Origin of the sequence: Pseudomonas simiae, assembly GCF_000934565.1 — a bacterium.
In the GTDB taxonomy this organism is placed as follows: Bacteria; Pseudomonadota; Gammaproteobacteria; order Pseudomonadales; family Pseudomonadaceae; genus Aquipseudomonas; species Aquipseudomonas simiae.
This window is the reverse complement of sequence record NZ_CP010896.1, coordinates 1,682,555-1,699,336: the sequence shown is the minus strand read 5'-3', so window position 1 is coordinate 1,699,336 and position 16,782 is coordinate 1,682,555. Positions and strand designations below refer to the sequence as shown.

The following is a 16,782-nucleotide window of genomic DNA, read 5'->3' as shown; positions in this document are numbered from 1 at the left end:
ATGATAAACAGTTGGGCCATTATGCAGAAGGCCCGGGTGTTCGGCGCTGACTCAAATCAAGCCTGGTTTTCTTGCTCGGTAAACAAATCGCTGAACAGCATGCTCGACAGGTAGCGCTCACCGGAGTCGGGCAGAATCACCACGATGGTCTTGCCCTGCATCTCCGGTTTCTCGGCCAGGCGCACTGCCACAGCCATCGCGGCGCCACAGGAGATACCGCACAGAATCCCTTCTTCCTGCATCAGGCGCAGAGCCATGGCCTTGGATTCGTCGTCGGTCACCAGCTCCACGCGGTCGACCATCGATAGATCGAGGTTCTTCGGTACGAAACCGGCGCCAATACCCTGGATCTTGTGCGGGCTGGGCTTGATCTCTTCACCGGCCAGCGCCTGGGTGATCACTGGCGATGCGATCGGCTCGACGGCCACCGACAGGATCGGCTTGCCCGCGATGTTCTTGATATAGCGTGAAACACCGGTGATGGTGCCGCCAGTGCCCACGCCCGCGACCAGCACATCCACGGCGCCGTCGGTGTCGTTCCAGATTTCCGGACCAGTGGTTTTCTCATGGATGGCCGGGTTGGCCGGGTTTTCGAACTGAGCCGGCATGAAGTAAGTGGCCGGGTCGCTGGCGACGATTTCGCCGGCTTTTTCGATCGCGCCCTTCATGCCCTTGGCCGGCTCGGTCAGCACCAATTCGGCGCCGAGGGCCTTGAGCACCTTGCGCCGCTCGATGCTCATGGAGGCCGGCATGGTCAGCAGCAACTTATAGCCACGGGCCGCAGCGACAAACGCCAGGCCAATACCGGTGTTGCCGGAGGTGGGTTCGACAATGGTCATGCCCGGCTTGAGTTTGCCGGTGCTTTCAGCGTCCCAGATCATGTTTGCGCCAATGCGGCATTTCACCGAGTAGCCTGGGTTACGCCCTTCGATCTTGGCCAGGATGGTCACGCCACGCGGTGCGATCCGGTTGATCTGAACCAGGGGCGTGTTACCGATGGAGTGCGCGTTGTCTGCAAAGATGCGGCTCATGACGGGTCCTATTGGGCAGTCTTCAGGAAGGCAACAAGGGTATGCCTCGTGCCGCGAAGCGTCCAGTCGGAGGAACGTTGCGCCCCTCGCAACAGTCCACCTCCTATACGGACAGAGGACCTCCCCATGAAACGTCGCTACAGCTGGCCACTATGGACCGTTGCCGGAATACTGGTGCTACTGGTCGCCTTGAGCATCGCCCTGCCCTATCTGGTGCGTAACTATTTGAATGACAAGCTCGCCAACATGGGCGACTACCGTGGCCAGGTGACCGACGTGGACCTGGCCCTGTGGCGCGGTGCCTACCGGATCAACGGCCTGGAGATCATCAAGGTCGACGGTAAAGTGCCCGTACCGTTCGTCAAGGCGCCGTTGGTCGACCTGGCGGTGAGCTGGCATTCACTGTGGTACGACCATGCGGTGGTGGCCAAGGTGCTGTTTATCCAGCCTGAAGTGAACTTCGTCGACGGCGGCGCCAACCAGCAGGCGTCCCAGACCGGTAAAGGCACCGACTGGCGCGAGCAGTTGAGCAAGCTGGCGCCCATCACACTCGACGAAGTGCGCATCGAAGACGGCAAGATCGCCTTTCACAACTTCAACTCCAAACCACCGGTCAACATCAACGCCACGGACGTCAACGCGAGCTTCTACAACCTGACCAACGTGGTCGACGTCAAAGGCAAGCGAGACGCCCGCTTTGAGGGCAAGGCGCTGCTTCAGGGCCAGGCACCGCTGGAAGCGACCGCCACGTTCGACCCGCTGAGTGATTTCGAGAATTTCGAATTCCGTTTCCGCGCCAAAGACTTGCAGCTCAAGCGCATGAATGACTTCGCGTCGGCCTACGGCAAATTCGACTTCAAGGCCGGCACCGGCGACGTGGTGATCGAAGCCCAGGCGGAAAAAGGTCAGTTGACCGGCTACATCAAACCGCTGATGCGCGATGTAGAAGTGTTCGATTGGCAACAGGATGTGGAAAACAAAGACAAAAACATCTTCCGCTCGATCTGGGAGGCCGTGGTCGGCGCCAGCGAAACCGTGTTGAAAAACCAGGCGAAAAACCAGTTTGCCACCCGCGTTGAACTCAGTGGCAGCGTGCACCAGCAAAATGTCAGCGCGTTTTCCGCATTTTTGGCGATTTTGCGCAACGGGTTCATCCAGGCGTTCAATGCCCGCTATGAACAACCCAAGCCCTCGGCGGACTGAAGGTGACTGGTCATTCAGAGACTGAATAAGCCGCCTGCGTTCACAGTCGCCGGGGCTGCGCGGTATAGTCCGGGCATTGATGAATGCGAGGAGACACCGATGAAGTTCGAAGGCACCCAGGCCTATGTGGCTACCGATGACCTGAAACTGGCCGTCAACGCCGCCATTACCCTGGAGCGGCCGTTGCTGGTCAAGGGCGAGCCTGGCACCGGCAAGACGATGCTCGCCGAGCAATTGGCCGAGTCCTTCGGCGCCAAGCTGATCACCTGGCACATCAAGTCCACCACCAAGGCCCACCAAGGCCTGTACGAGTACGACGCGGTCAGCCGCCTGCGCGACTCGCAACTGGGCGTGGACAAGGTGCATGACGTGCGCAATTACTTGAAGAAGGGCAAGCTCTGGGAAGCGTTCGAATCCGAAGAGCGGGTGATCCTGTTGATCGATGAAATCGACAAGGCCGACATCGAGTTCCCCAACGACCTGCTGCAGGAACTCGACAAGATGGAGTTCTACGTCTACGAAATCGACGAGACCATCAAGGCCAAGAAACGCCCGATCATCATCATTACCTCCAATAACGAAAAAGAGCTGCCGGACGCGTTCCTGCGCCGCTGTTTCTTTCACTACATCGCCTTCCCCGACCGCACCACCCTGCAAAAAATCGTCGATGTGCATTACCCCGACATCAAGAAAGACCTCGTCAGCGAAGCGCTGGACGTGTTCTTCGACGTACGCAAAGTGCCGGGCCTGAAGAAAAAGCCCTCCACCTCGGAGTTGGTCGACTGGCTCAAGCTGCTGATGGCCGACAACATCGGCGAAGCCGTGCTGCGCGAACGCGACCCGACCAAAGCCATCCCACCGCTGGCCGGTGCGCTGGTCAAGAACGAGCAGGACGTACAGTTGCTGGAGCGTCTGGCGTTCATGAGCCGTCGCGGTAATCGCTGATGTTGCTCAACCTGTTCAACGAGATGCGCGCCGCCAAGGTGCCGGTGTCGGTGCGCGAGCTGCTCGACCTGATCAACGCGCTGAAACAGCGCGTGACCTTCGCTGACATGGACGAGTTTTACTACTTGGCCCGGGCGATATTGGTCAAGGACGAGCGGCATTTCGACAAGTTCGACCGGGCGTTCGGTGCGTATTTCAACGGCCTGGAAAAACTCGACGACCACCTGCAGGCACTGATCCCCGAAGACTGGCTGCGCAAGGAGTTCGAACGCTCGCTGAGCGATGAAGAACGCGCGCAGATCCAGTCCCTTGGCGGCCTCGACAAGCTGATCGAAGCCTTCAAGAAACGCCTGGAAGAACAGAAAGAACGCCATGCCGGCGGCAACAAGTGGATCGGCACCGGCGGCACCAGCCCGTTCGGTTCCGGCGGCTACAACCCGGAAGGCATCCGTGTCGGTGATGCCGGCAAGCGTCAGGGCAAGGCCGTGAAGGTGTGGGACCAGCGCGAGTACAAGAACCTCGACGATCAGGTGGAACTGGGCACGCGCAACATCAAGGTCGCCCTGCGTCGCCTGCGCAAATTCGCACGCCAGGGTGCGGCCGAAGAGCTGGACATCGACGGCACCATCGACCACACCGCCCGCGACGCCGGGTTGCTGAATATTCAGATGCGCCCCGAGCGGCGCAACACCATCAAGCTGCTGTTGCTGTTTGACATCGGCGGCTCGATGGATGCCCACGTGAAGATCTGCGAAGAGCTGTTCTCGGCGTGCAAGACCGAGTTCAAGCACCTGGAGTACTTCTACTTTCACAATTTCGTGTACGAATCAGTGTGGAAGAACAACCAGCGCCGCACCTCGGAACGTACTTCCACCCAGGACGTGCTGCACAAGTACGGTGCGGACTACAAAGTGATTTTTATCGGCGATGCGTCGATGGCGCCGTATGAAATCACCCAGGCCGGCGGCAGCGTCGAGCACTGGAATGAAGAGCCGGGGTATGTGTGGATGCAGCGCTTCATGGCCAAGTACAAGAAGCTGATCTGGATTAACCCGTATCCGAAGGACACTTGGGGGTATACAGCGTCGACCGGGATTGTGCGGGAGTTGGTGGAAGATCAGATGTATCCGCTGACCCTGCGCGGGTTGGAAGAAGGGATGCGCTTCTTGTCGAAGTAGCCTGCTCCCTGTAGCCGCACGCTGCGGCTACAGGTCTGCCATCAAGCGGTCCCAGCGTCGATCCAGCCGCACTTCAGGAACAGCGCGGAAAACTGTTTGACCAGCTCGGCGTCCTTTCTGTCGACCTTACGGTCATTGTTGACGTCCTGGTTGATCGAAACGCCGGCAAGGCCATTTCCATCGGCATAAATCGCTGCGGTGTAGGCAATACTCTCATCGGTCGGTGCGCCCTCGCCTTGATGAAAATGCAGCCGCACGGTGTCAGGCACGCCATTACCATCAAAATCTCGGGCAAATACTTTCAAATATTTATCGAAAGGTTCGTCGAGACTGAACCAATTGAACTCAAGAAACAGTTGGGCCAGCTCAATCGCTTGTGCACGGTCGACAGCATCGACGACGCCGTCCTGATTCACATCATCGGCGATCACCCAGTCCAACTGCCCGTCATCAGTGATATCGAACGTCGTGGCTTGATGAACAAGCGTCGGCGTGCAGGTGTCGTCGTGAAACTCAAGTGTGACCACATCGGGTACATCGTTATCGAGCACGTCGTGTGCGTAGATCTTCATGTAGCGCATGTTGAATCCTGATAGTGAATGCACCCTCAAGACTTCCATGCGCCACCTTGCAAACCAATACGGCAAAGGACTCAGGTAGTGTGGGATATCTCTGCGAGTGTCCCACTGCCTCAGCGGTCAAATGAACTGGCGTAGACATTCAAGTTGCTGACGATGCGCCGTCTCCTGCACCACTGGCGTCAAGCGTACTTTCTCTCCTGGCAGGCATTGCGCCAGCCGCGCCAGCGACAGAGGCGTCAGTGCCCCCAGACGCGGGTAGCCACCGATGGTCTGCCGATCATTGAGCAACACAATCGGCTGCCCATCCGGCGGCACTTGGATCGCCCCCAACGGAATGCCTTCGGAGATCAACGACGGCCCCTGATACTGCAACGGCGTGCCCAACAAACGCATGCCCATGCGGTCGGCGCGGCTGTCGAGGGCCCACTCTGTGTTGAATGCATCGAACAGGCTTTGCCCACTGAACTGGCCGATTTGTGCGCCGACAATCACGTCCAACGGTGCTTTGGTTGGCAGGGTTAAATCGCTGAGAACCTTCATTGCGCCGCCTGTGCCGGAATACGCCAAGCGCCCGCCTTCGGCCAATGCCTTGCCAAAGCCGTCCACCCCGCCCAGTTCCTCGCGCACAACGGTGGCGCAACTGCCCAGCACATCCGGCGCATCAAAGCCGCCCGGTGCGGCCAGATAGGCCCGCGCCCCCTTGAATGGCTGGGTGAAACGCAGGCGCTGGCCCTTTTGCAGGATGAAACTGCGGCCGGGGCTGATGGGGCGTTCGTCGATGTACGCGCCCAAGTCCGCTCCGGCCAGGGCCAGCAGGCAATAATCGTCGGCTTGCACGGTAAAACCGCCCAGGGTGATTTCCACCACCGGCGCGTCCAGCGCATTGCCCAGCAGCCAGTTGGCCCAGGACATCGACACCCAGTCCAGCGCTCCGCCCTGGGTCACGCCAAGGTGACGCACGCCAAAACGGCCGCCGTCCTGCAACAGGCACAGCGGCGTGCTGGCCTCAATGATCAAGCGGCTCATGCCTGCGCCTCCAACGGCGTGTCATCGCCACCTAATGTGATGAATTGAGCGTGATCGACGGGCTCGAAGCGCACCGTGTCACCAGGCTGCATCAGGCTGTAGCCCTCGCGCTCGCGGTCAAAGAGTCGGGCCGGGGTGCGGCCTATCAGGTTCCAGCCGCCCGGCGAGACCACCGGGTAAGCGGCGGTTTGCCGTTCGGCGATGCCGACACTGCCGGCCGCCACGCGTTTGCGTGGGGTGTTCAGACGTGGCGCGGCGAGTCTTTCATCCACCAGGCCCATAAAGGCAAAGCCGGGGGCGAAGCCGAGGGCAAACACCTGGTATTCGTGGGCGCTGTGGCGGCGGATCACTTCATCCACCGACAGGCCACTGCGCTGGCTAAGCAGGGTCAGTTCGGGGCCGACGCTCAGGTCGTACCACACCGGCAGCACATGGCACTGGCCACTGCCTTGGGCCTGTGGCTGCAGGTCGGTGAGGGCCAGGTCGATCAACTCCCGCGCCTGGGCCGGGCTCAATGCCGTCAGGTCGTAATGCACCATCAACGTGGTGTAGGACGGCACCAGGTCCACCAAGGCCGCACCAAAATCGCTGCGCAAGCGCTGGGTGGCGGCAAGCATCCACGGCATATTGGCTTCGGCGATTGCATCAAATAGGCGCACCATCAGGCAGTCGATGGCCACCACTTCAATCCGAGGCTTCATGCTGGCTTCAATGCCTCGCAGATGCGTTGCACGGCGGCGACCGAGCTGGCGTTGTCGCCGTGTACGCACAAGGTATTGGCCTGCAGGACCAACGGGCTGCCGTCGCTGGCGGTGAGCGGTTCACCCCGGGAAATGGTCAGGGCTTGCTGCAGGATGGTGTCGGAATCGTGGTGCACGGCGCCGGGCAACTGGCGCGAGACCAGGTGGCCCTTGTTATCGTAGGCCCGGTCGGCGAAGGCTTCGAACCACAGGGTTACACCGTATTCATCGCCCAAGGCCTGGGCCGCGCTGTTGTCGCGCGTGGCTAGCAGCATCAGTGGCAGGTCGCCGTAGGCGGCCACCGCCTGCATCACCGCACGCAACTGTGCGGGGTTGGCCATCATGTCGTTGTACATCGCTCCGTGAGGCTTCACGTAGCTGACACGCCCGCCTTGTGCCCGGCAGATGCCGTCGAGGGCACCGATCTGATAGTGCAACAGATCCTGGATTTCCTGAGGGGTGTAGGCCATCGAGCGACGGCCAAAGCCTTGCAGGTCCTGATAGGCCGGGTGCGCACCGACTTGCACACCCTGTTTGAACGCCAGGGTGACCGTCTTGCGCATGATGCTCGGGTCGCCGGCATGGAAACCGCACGCCACGTTGGCGCAATCAATGAACGGCATGACCTCGGCGTCCAGACCCATGGTCCAGTTGCCAAAGCTTTCGCCAATATCGCAATTGAGTAAAAGACGGCTCACGGACTGTCGCTCCTGTAGGCTTTATTTTTTTGTAGTGTGGGATTATTTACGCAGAACTCGCAACTTGTCCTGACACCCCAACGGCGCTTATCGTGGAATGGCTCGATTTTTGGCGCTGGCCCGGTACGGCGTCCAACTAATAAAAACCGATCCATGCATAAGAAAAAGTTGATCCCATGAATTTGAAGTTCCTCGAAACCTTCGTCTGGGTAGCCAAGCTCAAGAGTTTCCGCCTGACCGCCGAGAAGTTGTTCACCACCCAGGCGTCGATCTCCAGCCGTATTGCGGTGCTGGAAAGCGAACTGGGGGTGAAGTTGTTTCTACGCGACTCACGCGGCGTGAGCCTGACCCCTGAGGGTTTGAAAGTGCTCGATTATGCCGAGCAGATGATGGTGACCATGCAGGGCCTGAAACAGTCCCTGGAGACCACCAGCAGCAAGGTCGGGCGCATTCGGATAGGCGCGATGGACACGGTTATCCACACCTGGCTCAGCCCGCTGGTGGCGGAACTGATGGACCACTTCCCCCTGGTAGAAATCGAATTGGTCGCCGATACCGCGCTGAACCTCAGCGATCAGCTGCAAAAAGGCTTCCTCGACCTGATCCTGCAAACAGACCTGGTGCGCCTCGAAACCGTACGCAGCCTGGAATTGGCCAGCCACCCCATGGCCTGGATCGTCGCCAGCCAGTCGATCTACAACCGTGACTACGCCTCCCTCGCAGAACTGGCCCAGGAACGCATCATCACCTACTCGAAAAACTCCCACCCGCACCAGGACGTCATCAGCCTGATGCAAGCCAACGGCGTGGCCGCGCCACGGATGAACTGCGTGAATTCAGTATCGGCCATCACCCGCTTGCTGCGCGATGGTTTCGGTATAGGCGCGCTGCCGCCGGTGCTGGTCAGCGAAGAACTGGCGCGTGGGGAATTGGTGATGTTGCCGATGGCGCAGAAACTGCCGAACTTGCAGGTGGTGGTGTCGTGGCGCGTAGGGGTGGAGTTGGTGGAGGAGATTGTGGGGTTGTGCCAGAAGGTGGTGGCGCGGTATGCCGAAGAAGTCGGTGAAGAGCGGATGGTACTGAGCACACCAACCTTACTGAGGAAACCGGATTAAACATGTGGGAGCGGGCTTGCTCGCGAATGCGGCGTGTCAGTCAAAGATGTTGTGACTGATCTACCGCATTCGCGAGCAAGCCCGCTCCCACAGTTGGATCTGCGTATGGTTTACAAACCTTTCAGGTCGCGCTCTTCGATCGGCCGGCTTTGGCGCAGGCGCTTGCCGCCCAGCACGACCCAGTCGATCAGGCGGAACAGGCATTCGATGCCAAACGACAACAGCATCGCCCCGCCCAACCCCCAGCCCATGGCCTCAGGCGTGAGCAGGATCTGGTAGCTGTAGCCGTTCCAGGTTTCCTGGCGGATATCCGGGTCCGCCGCCACCGCCACTTGCAGGGCGCGGATGTACCACGGGCCTTGCATGGCCTGGAATTGCTTGTCCAACGCCACCTGGCGATCCAGCATGGCGCCCAGGCTGTTGGCGTCACTCTGGAACACCGGGTCATCGCTGGCGCGGTAGTGCGCGACCAACGCCTTCAAGTCACCGTTGAAGAACTGCCGGGCAGTGGTCTCAAACCCACTGAGACCGGTCTGGGCCTCGATCAAATGAGCTTCGACGCGCTTGGCGTAGTCGTTGATGAAGCCCGGCACTTGCACGCCGACCAACAGGCCAATCGCAAACAGCACCAACCGCAGATAACTGAGCAACATGGTCGATATCCTTACTCGGTGATGCCCTGGCTGACGCATTCACCGCGTCGCCACAGGCTCCATTGGCCCGGTTCGTAGCGGGTCCAGTTTTCGTTATCGGTCAAAGGTTCGGTGGCAATCACGGTCACCACGTCATTAGGCGTGGTTTCGGCCTGAAAATCGACGATCACGTCGACATCTTTCAAGCGTGCCGGACCAAACGGGGCGCGACGGGTGATCTGGGCCAATTTGGTCGAGCAATAGCAAAACAGCCAGTCGCCGTCGCTGAGCAGGCAGTTGAACACACCTTTGCTGCGGTATTCGGCACAGGCGGCGATCAGGTCCGGCAGGACGTCTTCAATGTCCACCGGCTCAGGGAAGGCTTCGCGCACACGGTTGAGCAAATCGCAGAAGGCCGCTTCGCTGTCGGTATCGCCCACCGGGCGGTAGAAAGTGGCGCGTGGGGTGAAGTCGGCCAGTTGGCCGTTGTGGGCAAAGCACCAGTTACGGCCCCACAGTTCGCGAACGAACGGGTGAGTGTTGGCCAAACTGACCTTGCCGACGTTGGCCTGGCGGATATGGCCAATCACCACTTCACTTTTGATCGGGTAACGCTGCACCAGCAGCGCGACTTCCGATTCACTGCTGGCGGCCGGGTCCTGGAACAGGCGCAGGCCACGGCCTTCGTAGAAGGCGATGCCCCAACCGTCACGGTGCGGACCGGTGCGCCCACCGCGCTGCATCAGCCCGGTGAAGCTGAACACGATATCGGTGGGGACGTTGGCACTCATGCCCAATAATTCACACATGCCAGGGCTCTCGCAGCAGGGCGGACAACGTTAAAGGCGCGGTTCGACGCGCATACCGCTCACCGGCGCAGGACGCCGCATAGGCACGTCATCGTCATCTTGATCCGGCTCGGCGGCCAGGGCGGCATCAGCAGCGGCCTTGCGCTCACGGCGGGCGTTGGCGGCCCGTTCGATGGGCCAGCGGATCAGCGCAAACACCAGGTACACGCCAAAGGCGATCATGGTGTACATGAACAGATCGGAAATGGCCCGCCAGGCGTTGTTGCCGACCTTGAGCACCAGGTCCAGGGCCGTGATCGCCACGGCCGGCGCGAACTGGGTCTTGACCGGGTCGACAATGGTCGGGCTGAAGAGCAGCACCGCCATCAGCAATAGCAGCGGCTCGCGCAGCCAGCGCCAGATCCAGCGGGTCATGCGCCACCACACCAACAGGCAGCCCAAAGCGGCGAAGGCGTAAAGGCCCCAAGCGATCAGATAGTCGTTCTCGGTCATGGTGTCCATGGCAAGGTTGGCAAACAGGCGGCTATGATAACGGCTTTTGCGTGTCGCGGCTGCAATGCCTGCCACCGTCCGCCCGATAGAGAATAATCCCATGCCCGTATCGACCGCTCCGATTGCCCGCAAGGCCCAAGGCCCAGACCCGTACGCCTGGCTGCAAGTGCGCGACAGTGCTGAGGTGCTCGATTACCTCAAGGCTGAAAACGCCTGGCAGGAAGCCCAGCTCGCCGACCAGGCAGCGCTGCGCGAAACCCTGTTCGAGGAGATCAAGGGCCGCATTCTCGAAACCGATCTGTCGTTGCCTTCGCCGTGGGGCCCGTATTTGTATTACACCCGCACCACCGCCGGTGACGAATACGCCCGCCACTACCGCTGCCGTCGCCCGGCCGACGACAGCAACCAGGTGGATGACAGCAGCGAAGAATTGCTGCTGGACCCGAACGAGCTAGCCAATGGTGGCTTCTTCTCCCTTGGCGCGTTCAGCATCAGCCCCGACCACCAGCGCCTGGCCTACAGCCTCGATACCAGCGGTGAAGAGATCTACACCCTCTACGTGAAGGAATTGGCCACCGGTAAAGTCAGCGAACTGGAGTTTGAACACTGCGACGGCAGCATGACCTGGGCCAACGACAGCCTGACCCTGTTCTTCGGCGAGCTGGACGACACCCACCGCCCGCACAAACTGTATCGCTATCGCCTGGACGGCACGGCAGCGCAGGAAGTGTTCCATGAGCCGGACGGACGCTTCTTCCTGCATTGCTACCGTTCCAGCTCCGAGCGCCAGCTGCTGCTGTCACTGGGCAGCAAGACCACCAGCGAAGTCTGGGCCCTGGACGCCGATCAGCCGCAGCTGGACTTTACGTGCCTGGCGCCACGGGTCGAGGACCACGAATACGATGTCGATCACGGCCAGCTGAATGGCGCGTGGACCTGGTTTATCCGCAGCAACCGCGATGGCATCAACTACGCTCTGTTCGTGGCGACCGACATTGGCGATGTGCCGACCGAAGCTGAGTGGCAGAACCTGATCCCCCACAGCGACGAGGTGATGCTCGACGGCGTGAGCCTCAACACCCACGCCATGACCCTGAGCCTGCGCATCGGTGGCCTGCCGGTGATCGAAGTGCATCCACAGGGCTTGCCGGCCTATCGCGTGGAATTACCTGACGCCGCCTACAGCCTCTACGTACAGAACAGCCTGGAGTTTGTCAGCGACAAGATCCGCCTGCGCTATGAAGCCCTGAACCGCCCGGCCCAGGTTCGTCAGTTGGAACTGGCCAGCGGCGCGCAACAGGTGCTCAAGGAAACCCCGGTACTCGGCGTGTTCAACGCCGACGATTACGTGAGCCAACGGCTGTGGGCCACCTCGGCGGATGGCACCCAGGTGCCGATCAGCCTGGTGGTCAAGCGCGACCAGTTGGGTAAACCCACGCCACTGTATCTGTACGGCTATGGCGCCTACGGTTCGAGCCTGGACCCGTGGTTCTCCCACGCACGCCTGAGCCTGCTGGAGCGAGGCGTGGCGTTTGCCATCGCCCACGTGCGTGGCGGCGGGGAGTTGGGCGAAGCCTGGTACCGCAATGGCAAGCAGGCGCACAAACAGAACACGTTCAGTGACTTTATCGCCTGTGCCGAACACCTGATCGCCGAGGGTCTGACCACCTCCAAGCAACTGGCCATCAGCGGCGGCAGTGCCGGTGGCCTGTTGATCGGCGCGGTGCTCAATCAGCGCCCTGAGCTGTTCCAGGCGGCGATTGCCGAAGTGCCCTTCGTCGACGTGCTCAACACCATGCTCGACCCGGAACTGCCGTTGACCATCACCGAGTACGACGAGTGGGGCAACCCTGAAGAACCGGACGTCTACGCACGCATCAAGGCCTATGCGCCCTACGAAAACGTTCGCGCCCAGGGCTACCCGCACCTGCTGGTGATCGCCGGCTACAACGACAGCCGCGTGCAATATTGGGAAGCCGCCAAGTGGGTGGCCAAGTTGCGCGACACCAAGACCGACGACAACCTTCTGTTGCTCAAGACCGAACTGGGCGCCGGCCACGGTGGCATGAGCGGTCGTTACCAGGGATTACGTGACGTAGCACTCGAATATGGCTTTGTGTTCAAGGCGCTGGGGCTGGTTTAAGGAACTTAGCGGGGCGGTCCTGTCTGAACACAGGACTGCCTACTGATTGATGGATCAAGATTGCTGCCATGGCATTACCGACACTCATGAGCTCTTCTTTACAAACCGAAATCCGCGACATGCTTATGGATTGCGGCCTGTTCGACCCGCTGTTGCCGGAAGACTTTCATGTCGCCGCCGGCTATTTCAATATCAGCAGCATTGCCCGCGATGAGGTGATTTTCCTTGAGGGCGATGCCGGCACCTTCATGTGCATCCTCCACAGCGGCCAGGTGGCGGTGCAGAAAACCAACCACGAAGGTCAGCGCCTGACCATCGCGACCCTGCGCAGCGGCCGGGCCTTTGGCGAGATGGCCGTACTCGACGGCGAGCGGCGTTCCGCCAGTTGCGTAGCGGCCAGTGACTGCGTGCTGCTGAACCTGGGCAAGGACTCCCTGGAAAAGATGCTCAACGAGGCGCCCAGGGTCGCCGCCAAGATCATCCGCGCGATAGCTATCGCCCTGTCCAAGCGCCTGCGCATGGCCGACGGACAATTACTCTCGCAACAGATCTAACCGCCAGGCGTCTTCGGCTTGCTGTCATTTTGCAGGCCCGGCACCGTCTGGTCCTTGGGTGGCGTTGGCAGCACGATAGGCACCAAGGGTGGCGAGCCATTGGTCTTGGGCACGGCGGGCGGGGTGACTTGCGGGTATAACGTCGGCGTCGGAGTGCCCGGCGCGCCTGGGGTTGGGGCGGGCGCGACCGGTACGGTTTGCAACTCCTGAGCCTGCGCCGCACCTGAGGCGAGCGCGCTCAACACAATGACCGTTAGAATGCTGCACTTCATCGATGGCTCCATGGCCTGACCGGAATATCGTAAGGCTACTCCCAACCGCGCAAGAATGCCCTTCCCAATGAGATTCCCATGAAACGTTTCGTTCTGCTGGACACCACCCCGATCCCCGATAACGGCGGTGCCTTGTGCCTGTTCGAATACGGTGAAGATTTCGTCATCAAGATCCAGGGCGGCGACGGTGGCCAGTTGATGAACACGCGCATGCACGGCTCTGAAGATGCGCTGGCGGAAATCCCCTGCCGCAAAGTCGCTGGGCGCCCCGGCTCACGGGTATTGATTGGTGGCTTGGGCATGGGCTTTACCCTGGCGTCAGCCCTCAAGCACTTGGGCAAGAGCGCTGAAGTGGTCGTCGCAGAACTGGTGCCGGGCGTCGTGGAATGGAACCGGGGGCCGCTGGGCGAAAAATCCGGCCGACCGTTGCTGGACCCGCGCACGGTGATCCGCATGGAAGACGTGGCCAAGGTGCTGCAAGCCGAGCCCCAAGGCTTTGACGCAATCATGCTGGACGTGGACAACGGCCCCGAAGGCCTCACGCAAAAGGCCAACAGTTGGCTCTACTCGGCCGCTGGCCTGGCCGCCTGCGCCAAGGCCCTGCGCCCCAAAGGCGTGCTGGCCGTGTGGTCAGCCAGCGCCGACAAGCTGTTCAGCGACAAACTGCGCAAGGCCGGTTTCAAGGCCGAGGAAGTGCAGGTGTTTGCCCACGGCAACAAGGGCACACGGCACACCATCTGGATTGCGGAGAAGCTCAAGGGCTGATCACACTGCAGGTCTAATGTGGGAGCGGGCTTGCTCGCGAATGCGGTGTGTCATTCAGCACATCAGTGACTGAAACACCGCATTCGCGAGCAAGCCCGCTCCCACATTGTTGATCTGCGCTATTGTTGGGAATTACGGTAATCGATCACGTACGGCACTTTTTTGTCGAACGTTTTCTCCAATTCATCGCGGTCCAGCGTCGTCATGCCGCCCAGTTGATGGGCGGTGAAACCGCTGTCGCCGACCGGTGAGCCCGGGGCCAGGCTGACCATGCGCTTGGCGACGGCTTCTATCGCGTCCTTGTAGCCAGCCTTCTTGTTCAGGTTGTACTTGCCCAGATCAATTTGCGTGCGCAGCCAGTTGCCCCAATAGAACTCCAGGAACTCCGGCGCGATCTCGCCAGCATCAGGTTTGCCATACGCGGCCTTGCGGGTGAAATACACCAGGCTGCGGAAGGTGTCGTCCTGCAGGTTCTTGAAGCCCAGGTGCGCCGGCAACTGCTCGGGCGGCAGGGTCTGGCCCTGATTGTCCTTGAGCCAGACCTTGCGCGCGGCCTCCATGCGCTGCCAGAAGTTGGCCATGGTCGGGCTGTTGCTGAAGTCGTCGGTGACCCTGACCCACATGTTCAGGCGAGGTCCGCCGCCGGGCGCTTCCCACAAGGTGGTGAAGCTGTGGTGACCGTCGGTCAGGTACAACTGGCCGCCGGGGCCGACTACCACGGTTTTCATGTCGTCAGGATGGGTGCCCACCGGATCCTTGCAGGTGAAGCTCGCCGGCTTTTGCAGGTCCGCGCCCTTGGGCACGTTGTCGGCCTCGCCCTGGCCGTTGGTTTCGCAGTATTCATCGAAGACCTTGTTGGGTTTATCGGCGAACAGGCCAAGGCTGTAGTAGATCTGATCGAAACCCACCACGGCCTGGGTCGGGTGCAATTGCTCCAGGGCCACCTCGATCACCTGACCGGGCTGAGGGGTAGAGAACGCTTGGGCTTGGGCCGTGAGCCCACACAGCAACAGTGCAACAGTCCATGAATGCAGACGCATGAGTTTCAGATCCTTATCGATAAAGTGAAGCGGTTATTTGCAACGCGAGCGGCTAGAATCAACCCTATCCGTGAACCATCAAATAGCCAGGAGCCATGATGAGCTCGACCAACCCGCCCTCCCACACCGCCAAGCTGGATCGCATCCTTGCCGATGCCCAGCGCGACCGGGAAATGGGCTACCGCGACAAAGCCTTGAAGATGTACCCCCACGTGTGCGGCCGCTGCGCCCGTGAGTTCTCCGGCAAACGCCTGAGTGAGCTGACCGTACACCACCGCAACCACAATCATGATGACAATCCCCAGGACGGTTCCAACTGGGAGTTGCTGTGCCTGTATTGCCACGACAACGAACACTCGCGCTATACCGACCAGCAATACTTCGGCGACGGCTCCACCAGCAGCCCGACGATTGCCAAGGCCACGCATAATCCGTTTGCGGCGTTGGCCGGTCTGATGAAGAAGGACGACTGAAGGCCTTCGTCGGCTGTAACGGCCTCATCGCAGGCAAGCCAGCTCCCACACTTTTGGTCTGTGAACACATTCAAATGTGAGAGCGGGCTTGCTCGCGAAGGCGATCGGCCAACCACGGCATCACTCCAAGGCCGTATAATCGCCGTTTTCCTCCAAGGCACCCTTCCCCGTGGGCAATAAACGCTACAGCTGCATCGGTCTGTATAACCCCAAATCCCCCGAAAACGTCGGTTCGGTCATGCGTGCCGCCGGCTGCTACGGCGTGGCCTCGGTGTTTTACACCGGCGTGCGTTACGAGCGCGCGCGGGACTTCATCACCGACACCAAGAAGGTCCACCACGACATTCCGCTGATCGGCATCGATGACCTGAAAAAGATCCTGCCCCTGGGCTGCATCCCCGTCGCCGTGGAGCTGGTGGAAGGCGCTCGCCCCCTGCCCGAATACACCCACCCTGACCGCGCGCTGTACATCTTCGGCCCGGAAGACGGCTCCCTCGACAAAGAGATCCGCGACTGGTGCGAAGACGTGATCTACATCCCGACCACCGGCTGCATGAACCTCGCCGCCACCGTCAACGTGGTGCTCTATGACCGCTTGGCCAAGGGCAACAACACCCGTTCGGGCCCCAAATACTGATATTTTCGGAACATCCGGCACCTGCGGGCAGTCAGCTATTTATCACTAGCCCTCGTTGGAGACAGATCATGAGCGACAGCAAAACCTTGCGACCTATCATCGAGCACACCCCGTTTGAAACGCAGCCGCAGCAAAACGTGCACGGCTGGGAGCGCATCGGCTCGGTGGCCGGTGGCGTGATGATGGTGGGCAAAGGCCTGCGCCGTGGCGGGATTTTCGGCTTGATCCAGGTGGCGATCGGCGGTGTGGCGCTGGTGCGGGGTGTCACCGGGCACAGTTCGCTCAAGGACAAGCTGGCGCAAGGTCGTCAGGAGATGAACACCGTGCGGACGAAGATCGAACGTGCCGGGGCAGAGCTACAGAACTTGAAGACCAAGGCGGAAGTGGCGGCTGAGAAGGCGGTTAAAACCTCAGTCTGATCTTCCATGTGATGGAGATCAAACTGTGG

20 protein-coding genes are annotated in these 16,782 nt (G+C 60.5%); 10 read left to right on the top strand and 10 right to left on the bottom strand.

Going from position 1 to position 16,782, the window contains the following annotated elements:
- Positions 1 to 56: 56 nt before the first annotated feature.
- Positions 57 to 1,031, bottom strand: a complete 975-nt coding sequence (gene cysK, locus PF1751_RS07725) for a cysteine synthase A (protein ID WP_044286832.1) — start codon at positions 1,029 to 1,031, stop codon at positions 57 to 59.
- Positions 1,032 to 1,157: 126 nt separating this feature from the next.
- On the opposite strand from cysK, the gene PF1751_RS07720 reads away from it, so the two are divergent.
- The 3 genes from PF1751_RS07720 (at position 1,158) to PF1751_RS07710 (ending at position 4,357) form a co-directional block, all read left to right on the top strand.
- Entirely contained in the window at positions 1,158 to 2,234 is a 1,077-nt protein-coding gene (locus PF1751_RS07720; RefSeq protein ID WP_010212099.1) for a DUF748 domain-containing protein, read from the top strand.
- A 99-nt stretch (positions 2,235 to 2,333) separates the two neighbouring features.
- Positions 2,334 to 3,179, top strand: a complete 846-nt coding sequence (locus tag PF1751_RS07715) for an AAA family ATPase (protein ID WP_003210690.1) — start codon at positions 2,334 to 2,336, stop codon at positions 3,177 to 3,179.
- Positions 3,179 to 4,357 carry a vWA domain-containing protein gene (locus PF1751_RS07710; protein ID WP_010212101.1) on the top strand — a complete coding sequence of 393 codons (1,179 nt, stop codon included), beginning with the start codon at positions 3,179 to 3,181 and terminating at the stop codon, positions 4,355 to 4,357. Before PF1751_RS07715 ends, PF1751_RS07710 begins: the two co-directional genes overlap by 1 nt.
- Before the next feature lie 41 nt (positions 4,358 to 4,398).
- Here the strand turns inward: PF1751_RS07710 and PF1751_RS07705 are convergent, their stop codons facing one another.
- From PF1751_RS07705 to PF1751_RS07690, 4 genes are all read right to left on the bottom strand, one after another.
- Positions 4,399 to 4,938, bottom strand: coding sequence for a hypothetical protein (locus PF1751_RS07705; protein WP_010212102.1), 540 nt, complete (start codon positions 4,936 to 4,938; stop codon positions 4,399 to 4,401).
- 117 nt (positions 4,939 to 5,055) lie between these two features.
- Positions 5,056 to 5,964, bottom strand: coding sequence for a 5-oxoprolinase subunit C family protein (locus tag PF1751_RS07700; RefSeq protein ID WP_044286831.1), 909 nt, complete (start codon positions 5,962 to 5,964; stop codon positions 5,056 to 5,058).
- Entirely contained in the window at positions 5,961 to 6,665 is a 705-nt protein-coding gene (gene pxpB, locus PF1751_RS07695; RefSeq protein WP_010212105.1) for a 5-oxoprolinase subunit PxpB, read from the bottom strand. The genes PF1751_RS07700 and pxpB overlap by 4 nt, the downstream gene beginning before the upstream one ends.
- Positions 6,662 to 7,402 (bottom strand): 5-oxoprolinase subunit PxpA, encoded by a 741-nt coding sequence (locus PF1751_RS07690; protein ID WP_044286830.1) that lies wholly within the window; start codon positions 7,400 to 7,402, stop codon positions 6,662 to 6,664. The genes pxpB and PF1751_RS07690 overlap by 4 nt, the downstream gene beginning before the upstream one ends.
- A 176-nt stretch (positions 7,403 to 7,578) precedes the next feature.
- Here PF1751_RS07690 and PF1751_RS07685 point away from each other — a divergent pair, with 176 nt between their 5' ends.
- The gene (locus tag PF1751_RS07685; protein ID WP_010212109.1) at positions 7,579 to 8,517 is read left to right on the top strand and encodes a LysR family transcriptional regulator; all 939 of its coding nucleotides are present in this window, start codon (positions 7,579 to 7,581) and stop codon (positions 8,515 to 8,517) included.
- Between the two features lie 110 nt (positions 8,518 to 8,627).
- Here PF1751_RS07685 and PF1751_RS07680 read toward each other — a convergent pair whose 3' ends face one another.
- The 3 genes from PF1751_RS07680 to PF1751_RS07670 are packed head-to-tail and all read right to left on the bottom strand — an operon-like array spanning position 8,628 to position 10,525.
- Positions 8,628 to 9,170 carry a DUF2937 family protein gene (locus tag PF1751_RS07680; RefSeq protein WP_010212110.1) on the bottom strand — a complete coding sequence of 181 codons (543 nt, stop codon included), beginning with the start codon at positions 9,168 to 9,170 and terminating at the stop codon, positions 8,628 to 8,630.
- 11 nt (positions 9,171 to 9,181) lie between these two features.
- Complete coding sequence (locus tag PF1751_RS07675; RefSeq protein ID WP_010212112.1) at positions 9,182 to 9,958, bottom strand: class II glutamine amidotransferase; 777 nt, start codon at positions 9,956 to 9,958, stop codon at positions 9,182 to 9,184.
- Between the two features lie 30 nt (positions 9,959 to 9,988).
- A complete protein-coding gene (locus PF1751_RS07670) occupies positions 9,989 to 10,525 on the bottom strand; it encodes a hypothetical protein (protein WP_010212114.1) in 537 nt (178 codons plus the stop codon).
- Positions 10,526 to 10,550: 25 nt separating this feature from the next.
- Between PF1751_RS07670 and PF1751_RS07665 the strand changes: the two genes are divergently transcribed.
- Positions 10,551 to 12,593 carry a S9 family peptidase gene (locus PF1751_RS07665; RefSeq protein ID WP_042570733.1) on the top strand — a complete coding sequence of 681 codons (2,043 nt, stop codon included), beginning with the start codon at positions 10,551 to 10,553 and terminating at the stop codon, positions 12,591 to 12,593.
- A 68-nt stretch (positions 12,594 to 12,661) separates the two neighbouring features.
- Entirely contained in the window at positions 12,662 to 13,147 is a 486-nt protein-coding gene (locus tag PF1751_RS07660) for a cyclic nucleotide-binding domain-containing protein (RefSeq protein WP_021491003.1), read from the top strand.
- On the opposite strand, the gene PF1751_RS07655 is transcribed toward PF1751_RS07660, so the two are convergent.
- Positions 13,144 to 13,419 carry a hypothetical protein gene (locus PF1751_RS07655; RefSeq protein ID WP_010212119.1) on the bottom strand — a complete coding sequence of 92 codons (276 nt, stop codon included), beginning with the start codon at positions 13,417 to 13,419 and terminating at the stop codon, positions 13,144 to 13,146. The two genes, PF1751_RS07660 and PF1751_RS07655, sit on opposite strands and share 4 nt — an antisense overlap.
- Before the next feature lie 78 nt (positions 13,420 to 13,497).
- On the opposite strand from PF1751_RS07655, the gene PF1751_RS07650 reads away from it, so the two are divergent.
- On the top strand, positions 13,498 to 14,184 hold the full coding sequence (locus tag PF1751_RS07650) for a spermine/spermidine synthase domain-containing protein (RefSeq protein ID WP_010212120.1): 687 nt from the start codon (positions 13,498 to 13,500) through the stop codon (positions 14,182 to 14,184).
- A 119-nt stretch (positions 14,185 to 14,303) separates the two neighbouring features.
- Here PF1751_RS07650 and PF1751_RS07645 read toward each other — a convergent pair whose 3' ends face one another.
- On the bottom strand, positions 14,304 to 15,224 hold the full coding sequence (locus tag PF1751_RS07645) for a ParB/Srx family N-terminal domain-containing protein (RefSeq protein ID WP_010212121.1): 921 nt from the start codon (positions 15,222 to 15,224) through the stop codon (positions 14,304 to 14,306).
- Positions 15,225 to 15,322: 98 nt separating this feature from the next.
- Between PF1751_RS07645 and PF1751_RS07640 the strand changes: the two genes are divergently transcribed.
- The 3 genes from PF1751_RS07640 (at position 15,323) to PF1751_RS07630 (ending at position 16,753) form a co-directional block, all read left to right on the top strand.
- Positions 15,323 to 15,697 carry a YajD family HNH nuclease gene (locus PF1751_RS07640; protein WP_010212122.1) on the top strand — a complete coding sequence of 125 codons (375 nt, stop codon included), beginning with the start codon at positions 15,323 to 15,325 and terminating at the stop codon, positions 15,695 to 15,697.
- A gap of 169 nt (positions 15,698 to 15,866) precedes the next feature.
- On the top strand, positions 15,867 to 16,334 hold the full coding sequence (locus PF1751_RS07635) for an RNA methyltransferase (protein WP_010212123.1): 468 nt from the start codon (positions 15,867 to 15,869) through the stop codon (positions 16,332 to 16,334).
- A gap of 68 nt (positions 16,335 to 16,402) precedes the next feature.
- Positions 16,403 to 16,753 (top strand): YgaP family membrane protein, encoded by a 351-nt coding sequence (locus PF1751_RS07630; protein ID WP_021491006.1) that lies wholly within the window; start codon positions 16,403 to 16,405, stop codon positions 16,751 to 16,753.
- Positions 16,754 to 16,782: the final 29 nt, after the last annotated feature.